This window comes from Alicyclobacillus mali NBRC 102425 (assembly GCF_001570745.1).
GTDB classification, from domain to species: domain Bacteria; phylum Bacillota; class Bacilli; order Alicyclobacillales; family Alicyclobacillaceae; genus Alicyclobacillus; species Alicyclobacillus mali.
In genome coordinates, this window is record NZ_BCSG01000012.1 from 127,495 (window position 1) to 137,345 (window position 9,851).

General features: G+C 63.1%; 7 protein-coding genes and 4 tRNA genes. All 11 read left to right on the top strand.

The annotated features are described in order from the left end of the window. Positions 1-5: 5 nt before the first annotated feature. The 11 genes from mutS to AMA01_RS05965 all read left to right on the top strand — a co-directional run bounded on the left by mutS (position 6) and on the right by AMA01_RS05965 (position 9,745). A complete protein-coding gene (mutS, locus tag AMA01_RS05915; RefSeq protein ID WP_067848765.1) occupies positions 6-2,609 on the top strand; it encodes a DNA mismatch repair protein MutS in 2,604 nt (867 codons plus the stop codon). After that, positions 2,591-4,477, top strand: a complete 1,887-nt coding sequence (mutL, locus tag AMA01_RS05920; protein WP_230087838.1) for a DNA mismatch repair endonuclease MutL — start codon at positions 2,591-2,593, stop codon at positions 4,475-4,477. Before mutS ends, mutL begins: the two co-directional genes overlap by 19 nt. 32 nt (positions 4,478-4,509) lie before the next feature. Beyond that, positions 4,510-5,274 carry a class I SAM-dependent methyltransferase gene (locus tag AMA01_RS05925; protein WP_231862834.1) on the top strand — a complete coding sequence of 255 codons (765 nt, stop codon included), beginning with the start codon at positions 4,510-4,512 and terminating at the stop codon, positions 5,272-5,274. Continuing rightward, on the top strand, positions 5,271-6,272 hold the full coding sequence (miaA, locus tag AMA01_RS05930) for a tRNA (adenosine(37)-N6)-dimethylallyltransferase MiaA (protein WP_067848774.1): 1,002 nt from the start codon (positions 5,271-5,273) through the stop codon (positions 6,270-6,272). The genes AMA01_RS05925 and miaA overlap by 4 nt, the downstream gene beginning before the upstream one ends. 1 nt (position 6,273) lies before the next feature. Further along, a complete protein-coding gene (gene hfq, locus AMA01_RS05935; protein WP_067848776.1) occupies positions 6,274-6,534 on the top strand; it encodes an RNA chaperone Hfq in 261 nt (86 codons plus the stop codon). Positions 6,535-6,642: 108 nt separating this feature from the next. Next, positions 6,643-6,718 (top strand) — tRNA-Thr (locus tag AMA01_RS05940). 45 nt (positions 6,719-6,763) lie between these two features. Continuing rightward, positions 6,764-6,839, top strand: a tRNA-Trp gene (locus AMA01_RS05945). Positions 6,840-6,857: 18 nt separating this feature from the next. Then, a tRNA-Thr gene (locus AMA01_RS05950) sits at positions 6,858-6,933 on the top strand. A gap of 2 nt (positions 6,934-6,935) precedes the next feature. After that, positions 6,936-7,011, top strand: a tRNA-Val gene (locus AMA01_RS05955). Between the two features lie 222 nt (positions 7,012-7,233). Continuing rightward, positions 7,234-8,472 (top strand): MFS transporter, encoded by a 1,239-nt coding sequence (locus AMA01_RS05960; RefSeq protein WP_067848779.1) that lies wholly within the window; start codon positions 7,234-7,236, stop codon positions 8,470-8,472. Positions 8,473-8,797: 325 nt separating this feature from the next. Beyond that, entirely contained in the window at positions 8,798-9,745 is a 948-nt protein-coding gene (locus AMA01_RS05965; protein WP_067848782.1) for an ornithine cyclodeaminase family protein, read from the top strand. Positions 9,746-9,851 lie beyond the last annotated feature (106 nt).

Genomic DNA, 9,851 nt, shown 5'->3' on the forward strand with positions numbered 1-9,851 from the left:
GACTCGTGAGCCTGACGCCGATGATGCGGCAATACCGCGAAATCAAGTCGAAGCTCGACGGCGATACGCTCTTGATGTTCCGCCTCGGAGACTTCTATGAGCTTTTCTTTGAGGACGCCGTGATGGCGAGCCAGGCCCTCGACATCACGCTCACAGGGCGCGACGCGGGCGAGGCGGGGCGGGTGCCGATGTGCGGCGTGCCCCATCACGCGCTGGACGGATACCTCGAGCGGCTCATCGAGCAGGGGTTTCGCGTGGCCATCTGCGATCAGGTCGAGGATCCGAAGGCGGCCAAGGGGCTGGTTCGCCGCGAGATTGTGCGCATCGTCACGCCGGGCACGGCGGTGGCGGAGGAGTCGGACGCGCGCTACCTCGCGGCGCTCGCGTTCCAAGGCGACGAAGTCGGCCTCGCGCTGGTCGACGTCGGCGCCGGCGACGTGTGGTTCGGGGCCGGGAGCGACGAGGATGTGCGCGATCACGTCGCCAGGTTCCGGCCACGCGAGATTCTGCTCGAAGGCGCACAGGCATCTCCCGATTGGCTCGAGGAGACGGTGAAGCGGCACGGAGCCATTGTGACGCGCGTTCCCTCTCCGTCGGGCGACGCGTTTCTCGCGCACTACAATGCGACGTCGCCGGAGGCGCTCGGCCTGCGGATGGGATCGGCCGCGCTTTCCGCCTGCAACATGGCCTTCCAATACCTGCGCGACACCCAGATGGCCTCGCTCTGCCATCTCGCCCCACCGCGGCCGCTCCTCGAACCGGGGCGGATGTGGCTTTCGGAGCGCACGGTTGAACATCTGGAACTCGTGCCGATGGGAAGCGGCCGGGATCGAAGGGCGTCCCTGTACGACGTCATCCGCGAGACGGTGACGGCCGCCGGATCCCGCCTGTTGCGCACGTGGATGCTGCGGCCGCTCACCGACCGCCGGGCCATCGAGGAGCGGCTCGACGCCGTGACGGCGCTCGCCGACGACTCGCTCCTCCGCGCGGAAATTCGCGAGGCGCTGAAGGGCATGCACGACCTGTCGCGGCTTCTCGCAAAGTGCTCCATCGGCCGCGCCACGCCCCGCGATTTGCTCGCACTGGCGCACGCCATCGAGAAAGGCGAGGCGGCCGTCGCGCTTTTGCCTCTGGAGGGCCCGGCGCTTTTCAGCCGCCTGACCCGAGATCTGCCCGACTTTCGGCCGCTCGCGGAACACATCGCACGCGAGCTCGTGGACGATCCGCCCGCAAAGGCCACCGAGGGCGGCATCTTCCGGGACGGCGTCGATGCCGAAATCGACCGCCTGCGTTCGCTGCAATCGGAGGGCCGCAGCTGGCTGCGCGACTTCGAAGCGCGAGAGCGTGAGCGCACGGGGATCAAGTCGCTCAAAATCGGGTACAACAAAGTGTTTGGCTATTACATCGAGGTGTCCAAGGCGAACTTGTCGCTCGTGCCCGCGGATTACGAGCGCAAGCAGACGCTCGCATCTGGCGAGCGCTTCACGCACCCCGAGCTCAAGGCGAGGGAGGCCGACATGCTCACCGCCGCGGAACGCGTGGTGGAGCTCGAGCGCGCGCGCTTCGAGTCGTGGATCCATCGCGTTCGGGAGCAGGCGAGCGAACTTCAGCAGTTTGCGGAGGTCGTGAGCACCGTCGACGTGCTCGCGGGGCTGGCCGAGCTGGCCGTAAAACGCGGCTATGTCCGGCCCGAGGTGACTGACGAGATCGGCATGGAAATCCGTGAGGGCCGCCACCCGGTCGTGGAGGCGTCGCTCGGCGCCGAATTTGTGCCGAACGACCTCGTGCTCACGCCGGATGCGCCCATCGTCCTCCTCACGGGCCCGAACATGGGCGGCAAAAGCACCTACATGCGCCAGGCGGCCCTCATCGCCATTCTCGCGCAGATGGGCTCGTACGTGCCTGCCCGCTCGGCCCGCATTGGCCTCGTCGATCGCGTCTTCACGCGCATCGGCGCGTCGGACGATCTCAGCCGCGGCCAAAGCACGTTCATGGTCGAGATGACGGAACTCGCGGAGATCCTGCGCGAGGCGAGCGGGAGGAGCCTCGTCCTGCTCGACGAAATTGGGCGGGGCACGTCGACGTATGACGGATTGTCCATCGCCGAAGCCGTGCTGGAGGATTTGGCCGAGCGGCGCCATCGGCCGCTCACGCTCTTCGCGACGCACTACCACGAGCTTATCTCGTTTTCGGAGCGGTTCTCCTGCGTCCGCAATCAGTCCATGGCGGTGGAGGAGACGGACACGGGCATTCGCTTCCTGCACACCGTCGTGATGCGCCCGTCCGACAGAAGCTACGGCATCCAGGTGGCTCGGCTCGCGGGCTTGCCGGATCGAGTCATTCGGCGCGCCATGGAATTTTTGTCCGCGCGGGAGGTCACACCCGAGGTGGCGGCGGCTCGGGACGACCGGCGCGAGCGGCGCCGAGAGCCGCAGGTGCGTGAAGACGGTCCGGTCGCGCTCGATTTGTTTGCCGCTCCGTATCGCGATCTCGTCGATTGGCTGGCCGCGCAGGACGTGATGCGCATGACGCCGCTCGAGGCGATGCAGGTGTTGCACGAGGCCGCGGAGAAAGCGAGGGATCTCGTCGGATGGGCAAAATCCAGGTAATGCCGAAGGTGATGGCGGACCAGATTGCGGCCGGCGAGGTCGTCGCCCGGCCCGCGTCGTGCGTCAAGGAGCTCGTCGAGAACAGCCTCGACGCGGGTGCAACGCGCATCGAGGTTGCGCTTGCTGAGGGCGGGATCGCCTGTGTGACCGTCGTGGACGACGGGGAGGGCATGTCAGCCGAGGATGCCGCCTTGGCTTTCCACCGCCACGCCACGAGCAAGGTCCACGAACCGCGCGATCTCGCCCGCATCCGCACGCTCGGTTTTCGGGGCGAGGCCCTCGCGGCCATCGCGTCCGTCGCGCGCGTCCGCCTCATCACGCGGGCGCGCGGGGAGGAATCGGGGGTTCTGGTGCGCGTGGAGGGAGGCGATATGCTCCCGCCCGAGCCGATTGGGGCGCCGTTTGGCACGACCATGGAGGTGCGGGACCTGTTCTTCAACACGCCCGCGCGCCTCAAGTATCTCCGCAGCGCGCAGACGGAGCAGGCGAGATCGGTGGAAGTCGTGCAGCGCGAGAGCCTCGCGCATCCAGAGGTGGCGTTTGTGTGCCGCACCGAGCGCCAAGTCCTGTTCCAGACCCCGGGGCGCGGCGATGCGCGCGAGGTCTGGGCGGCGCTCTACGGGGTGGGTGAGGCGCGCATGCTCCTCGAGGTGCGCGGCGCGACCGGCGATTATGCCCTGCGAGGATACGTGGGTCGGCCGACACAGGCCCGATCCTCGCGGCAGCACGGCTACCTCTTCATCAACGGCAGGCCCGTGCGCAATCCGGCCGTGCAGCAGGCCGTCGAGCGCGCCTACGGCGAACGGCTGATGGTGGGGCGATATCCCGTTTACGCCCTGTACCTCGAGATGGACCCGGCGCTGGTCGATCCCAATGTCCATCCGCAAAAATGGGAGATCCGCCTGAGCGAGGAGCGCGACGTCTGTCAACTCGTCGAATCGGCCGTTCGGGCGGCCCTGGACAACGCGATGCTCACGGCGTCGCCGCGCGTGCGGACGAGCGCTCCGCTCGGGTCCCCGGTGCCTCTGAATCTGCCGGAGGCGCCGGAGCGCACGCGCGAGATGCAGCAGAGTCCGTCGCCCGCCGCAGATCCCAAGGAGCGTACGCGGGTCCTGGCGCGCTCGCCTTCATTCGGGCAAGGAACAGGCCGAACGGCCGCACCGAGGGAGGTTTGGGAGTCTGCGCTCGCGGTGCGCGAATCGGCGGCCGCTTCGCAGCTTGAGGCCGAGCCCGAGGCGCAGGCGGGGCACGGAGAGGACAGACACGAGGCCCCGCAGGAGCGGCCCGCGGACTGGCGCCTTCGTCCCATCGGGCAGGCGCTCCGCATGTACATCCTCGCCGACGATGGGAACGACCTTTATATCATCGATCAGCATGCCGCCCACGAGCGCGTGTTGTATGAAGATCTGGTCGACGCGTGGGAGCAAGGCGACATTCAGCCCATGCCGCTTCTGACGCCTCTCGAACTTTCGATCGCGCCGTCGGCTTTCGAGGAGGTCATGGCCCGGCGCGAGGAGCTCCTTGCGCTCGGAATTGAGATCGACCCGTTCGGAGCCCAGACCGTGCTGGTGCGCACCATTCCCGATTCATGGCAGGGGCTTGACTACGCCGCGCTCCTTCGCGACGCGCTGGATGACCTCGCGTCCATGGGGGCGAAGGCGACCGCCCCTGATATTATGCACCGCCTGGCGACCCGGGCGTGCAAGGCAGCCATCAAAGCGCACGACGCACTCACCATGCCGGAGATGGAGGCGCTCTGTCGAAGATTGACCCGCGCGCGGGATCCCTATCATTGCCCGCATGGTCGCCCCGTCTTCCTGCGCATGAGCGAACGAGAATTGGCGAAATCGTTTCGGAGGATCGTATGACACAGGCTGGCAAGGAGGATATACGCATCCTTGTGACCACGCCGCTCCGCCCGAAACCCCATCAGGTGGCGCGCGCGTCGGAGATGGCGGCTTGGTTTGGCGGCGCCGCTGTGCCACGACGCGGCCAGAGCCTCGCTCGTTTGCTCGCCGATGCGGACGCCGTCGTGGTGGCGGCCGATCCGGCCGTCGTGCACGTGCGCGGCGTCGAGCACCCGCTCTTTTTCCACCCGAGCATGGCATATCAACGGCTCAGGCGGCTCGAGCAGGGAGAAGGCGATCGGCTGCTCGAGCTTGCTGGGGTTTCGCCGGGCGACGTGATCGTCGACGCCACGTTGGGACTTGGCACCGACGCGCTGGTCTTCGCCGCGGCCGTCGGAGCAGAAGGGCGCGTCGTGGGCCTCGAGCGCTCACGGGTGCTGTACGGCTTGCTGCGCGCGGTGCAGGTCTACGGTTCCGAGGCTCATCCGCGCGAAGCCGCGTTCCTCAAGCGGGTCGCGCTCGTCCCTGGCGATCACGCCGATTGGCTGAAGGCCCAGCCCGATCAAAGCGCGGACGTCGTGTACTTCGACCCGATGTTTCGCGAGCCCGTGCGCCAGTCTGCGCACATGCAACCTATTCGGCCCGTCGCCTGGGAAGCGCCGCTGTCGCGTGAGGCCCTGGAAGAGGCGAAGCGCGTCGCACGGCGGGCCGTGATCGTCAAGGAGCGGCCCAAATCGGGCATATTCGAGGCGCTGGGTCTTGAGCCCGATCGCACCGCGGGCCGATTCGCGTACGGTGTATGGAGGAAGCCGCGATGACCGACAGGAAGCCCATCGTCTGCGTGGTCGGGCCGACGGGCGTCGGCAAGAGCGAACTCAGCGTCGAGATCGCGCGGCGCTACGGCGGAGAGGTCGTCTCGGCGGATTCCATGCAGATTTATCGGGGCATGGACATCGGGACAGCGAAGCTTCGCCCGGACGAGATGCGCGGCGTGCCACATCACTTGCTCGACATCGCCGATCCTGCGGAGAAATTCACGGTTGCGCAGTGGAAGCTACAGGCCGACGCGGTTATCGACGACGCGCTCGCTCGCGGCCGCCTGCCCGTGGTGTGCGGCGGCACGGGGCTGTATGTTCGGGCGCTCCTGGACGATCTCGACTTTTCGCAGACACCGGAAGACGTCCACCTGCGCGCGGCGCTCGACCGGCGCGCGGACGAGGAAGGCGTGCAGGCGCTGTACGAGGAACTGCGCGCGAAGGACCCGGAGCGAGCCCGGATGATTCATCCGAACGACCGAAAGCGGATTGTCCGCGCGCTTGAGGTCGCGATGGTCCGGGGTACGGGCATGTCGGAAGACTACGACTGGACGCCCCGCCATGGGCAGTACGAGGCGCTCGTCATCGGCATCACGATGCCGCGCGAGGCACTCTATCAGCGGATCGACCGGCGTGTGGAGATGATGTGGCGCCTCGGGCTGGTGGACGAGGTCAAGCGCCTGCTCGCGGCCGGCGTGCCAATGGATGGGACGGCCATGCAGGCCATCGGGTACAAGGAAATTGTCGCGTATCTGTCCGGCGCTGTATCGGAGGAGGAGGCAATTCGCATCATACAACAGAGCACCAGGCGATTTGCGAAGCGTCAGTGGTCATGGTTTAAGCGCGATCCGCGTGTGCACTGGTTTACGAAAGGCAGCGATGGCCGGTTTTCGACGGACGAGATCGCGCGATTGTGGGCATCTATCGACCACTTTTTGCAGGATATCGGGTGGTCGACTGCGAATAGATCCAGCACCTGCAGATTGGAGAGTGAATCGTAGCATGTCGAAGTCGTCGGTCAACATTCAGGACACCTTTCTCAATCAGGTGCGCAAAGAGCGAATTCCGGTCATCGTGTACCTGGTGAACGGTTTTCAAATCCGCGGACTCGTCCGCGCGTTCGACAACTTCACCATCGTCGTGGAGACGGATGGCAAGCAGCAGTTGATCTACAAGCACGCCATCTCCACGTTCGCACCGATGCGGTCGGTATCGCTCGTGCAGCCTGAAACGAGCGCCGAGCCCAACCAACCGGCCGAATGAAGGGCGAGCGGGCGAGGACTGTTGCGCGTCGGCAGTGTTGGATTTGGCGACGAATGATGGTTGACAATCCGAGCCGTCCCGTGCTATAGTGATCCTCGCCGCGACAATGCCAGCGTAGCTCAGTAGGTAGAGCAACTGACTTGTAATCAGTAGGTCGCAGGTTCGATTCCTGTCGCTGGCTCCAGACGGTGGAGGGTGGCAAAAAGTTCATCCTCCACGTGTTCCACGCAGGGGCGTAGTTCAGTTGGTAGAACGGCGGTCTCCAAAACCGCATGTCGTGGGTTCGAATCCTGCCGCCCCTGCCATTTTCCCCTCCATTTTATGCTCCCATAGCTCAGTTGGCAGAGCGCATCCATGGTAAGGATGAGGTCACCAGTTCAAGCCTGGTTGGGAGCTCCAGAGGGCGTTTAGCTCAGTTGGGAGAGCATCTGCCTTACAAGCAGGGGGTCGGCGGTTCGAGTCCGTCAACGCCCACCATACTGCTAGTCGCGAAATCCCTTGTGCCGCAAGGGATTTTTGCTTTTGAAGCGCGTTGCTCATTGAATCGTCCGGCAGGACTTGATCGGATGCCCATCGGATGTTCGTCCTCGTACACCACCATGGAGGATCGCCGCCAGCGACGTGAAGAGGCATCGATGAGGCATGCCACCGACTTCACGCTCTAGACTGAGCTCGTCGCTACAATCAGGGAGGTTTTCAATGTCCAAACTTCTCATCCCCCCTTCTGGTCCGACACGCATGTTCGCCATCACGCAGATGATCAGCTCCATTGGCGACGGTGCGTACTACGTCTGTGTAGCGATGTACTTTACGCAGGTCGTTGGCTTCTCACCAGCGGAGCTAGGCAGTGGCCTCACCCTCGCGTGGCTGGTCGCATTCGTTGTCGGCATCCCTGTAGGGCACCTCATCGACCGATACGGGCCGCGTAGCATGGCGGTGTTACTAGCCATTGGGGCCAGTCTTGCCATCGGATCTTATATGTTTGTTGACGCTTTCCCGCTATTCATCATCGCGGCATGCGTTTATACAATCTGTCAGCGTGGATTGTCAGCAGCACAGCAGGCATTGATTGCTGCAGTCATGGAGAAGTCCAAGTTCAGCGAGGCCAAGGGCTATATTCAATCAACCTTTAATATGGGTTTGTCGACCGGTGCTGCGATCGGTGGTGTAGCTCTTCTCATAGGCAGTCGCCACGCTTATTTCGTCGTCCTGGCCTTGGACGCGGTGAGCTTCCTTGCTTACGCGTGGATGATTCTTCGACGACTGCCCGCGGCGGCACGCACTGAAATCAGCCATTCGCATCAACGACGATTTACAGTGCTCCGGGACAGACCGTACATGCTGATCTCAGCAATCAACGCTTTCCTGATGTTACATATCCCGCTCATTGATGTGGCGTTGCCGCTCTGGATCGCTCGCCGGACCGCTGCGCCACACTGGATCGTCGCACTTCTGTTTCTGCTGAACACCGTAACTGCCGCGGTATTTCAAGTTCGTATTTCGCGTGGAGTCACCGATATGGGCAGTGCAACCCGCTTCGTCCGCCTAGCCGGAATCATCCTACTCTTTTCTTGCCTCGCCTTCGCCTCCTCGGCAGGCATGCGCTCGTTGTGGGCGTCCGCTCTTCTTGTGCTCGCTACAATCTTGCAGGTATTAGGAGAGATGGTGCAGTTCTCAGGGACATGGACCATCAGTTTCGGTCTTGCACCGGATGGTAAGCAGGGCGAATACCAAAGCTTTTTCGGTAGTGGGTTCACCGTAGCCGAATTGGTCGGACCGCTTCTTCTTACCAGTTTAGTCGTCTATGGAGGACCCCTTGGTTGGATCACTCTCGGTGCAGTGTTCTTGGCGGCTGGCCTCTCAATGGGGCCTGCTGTGCGGTGGGCAGAGCGTGCAAAGCAATCATTGGAAGTCTTACACACAACCATGGAATCATGAAGAGGGCTATGTGCCGACGCAGAGCAGAGGGCGATCCTCCGAGCGCCGCGGATGATGGTTCAAGGAAGAATTCTTCGGCGGGAACCTCCAAGGCGCGGGCTGTCGGCACCAGACGACTTATCTACAGGGCCCACGGAGTTGGACGTGGGTCCGTGGGGCTTCGCATCGACGGGAAAACAAGTGCCCGTCTCGGTACAGCGTTACAACCATCCGTGCTTTTCAATTGGCAAAGTGGTCAACTTTTCGCTTGACAAAGACAATCCACGGCGGGTTTATACTCTGGATGAACGCAGTTCGTTGTGACGGGAATGGAGGGCGAGCTGGAATGCGCATCATCCAGGACGCTGAGGTGCGAAGCCTGATCGACATGGTCACGGCGATCTCCGTGATGGAAAGAGCCTTCGCGATGCACGCCCGAGGCGACCTCCACGCTCCACCGCGGTTTCACGTAGAAAACGACCGCGCGCGACTCGTATTCACTGCTGGCACTGTGGGTGGGGACGACGGATGCATGGGGTTCCGAGTGTATCCTGCATTGGGCGTCAACACCCCGGAGGGGCAGCAGTTCGTAGCAATCTATGGCAGCGATGGCGTATTGGAAGGTATCGTCTTGGGGGATACGCTCGGCCAGATGCGTACAGGCGCCATTGGCGGAGTCGCCCTGAAACATATGACGCGGCCAGACGTTCGTGTGCTTGCTGTGATTGGGACGGGAAGGCAGGCGGAAACGCAACTCGAGGCTGCGGTGCAAGTCCGGCCCTTTGAGGAGATTCGAGTGTACAGCCGTGATGCTGAAAAGCGGAAGGCATTTGCACGCCGTATGTCACAGCAGTTGAGACGCGACATTGTGGTTGCGGACGAAGTCGAACGTTGCGTGCGAGGCGCCCATGTCGTCATCTGCGCAACCAACAGCAGGACACCGGTTTTCGATCCGACCATGCTCCGCCCGGATGTACACATCCATACGATAGGACCGAAATGGGTGGGAGCGCACGAAATCCCCCGTGAGACGGTTCAAGCTGCGACTTTATTAGTAACGGATTCCATTGCGCAGATGACAAGTTATCCTGAACCTCACATCTCCACGATCACGACGACGCCGGTGATCGAGCTGGGGGGACTCCTGTCCACGCAGCCTTGTTCGAAACCAGACCGTCGTGGGATCAGCGTGTTTTTCTCTGTGGGTCTTGCTGGAACTGAGATGTTGCTTGCACGCGAAATCCTGCGCAGAGCCGAGAGCGACGCGACCGAATGCAACGAACCGAAGCGGTGAACTTGATGCCTGCATGGATCTGTATGACCTGTGGCACGCAATACCCAGACACCGATTTGCCACCTTTACGCAGCTTCACCGACGTTTGGAGAGTGACTTGCGCTTT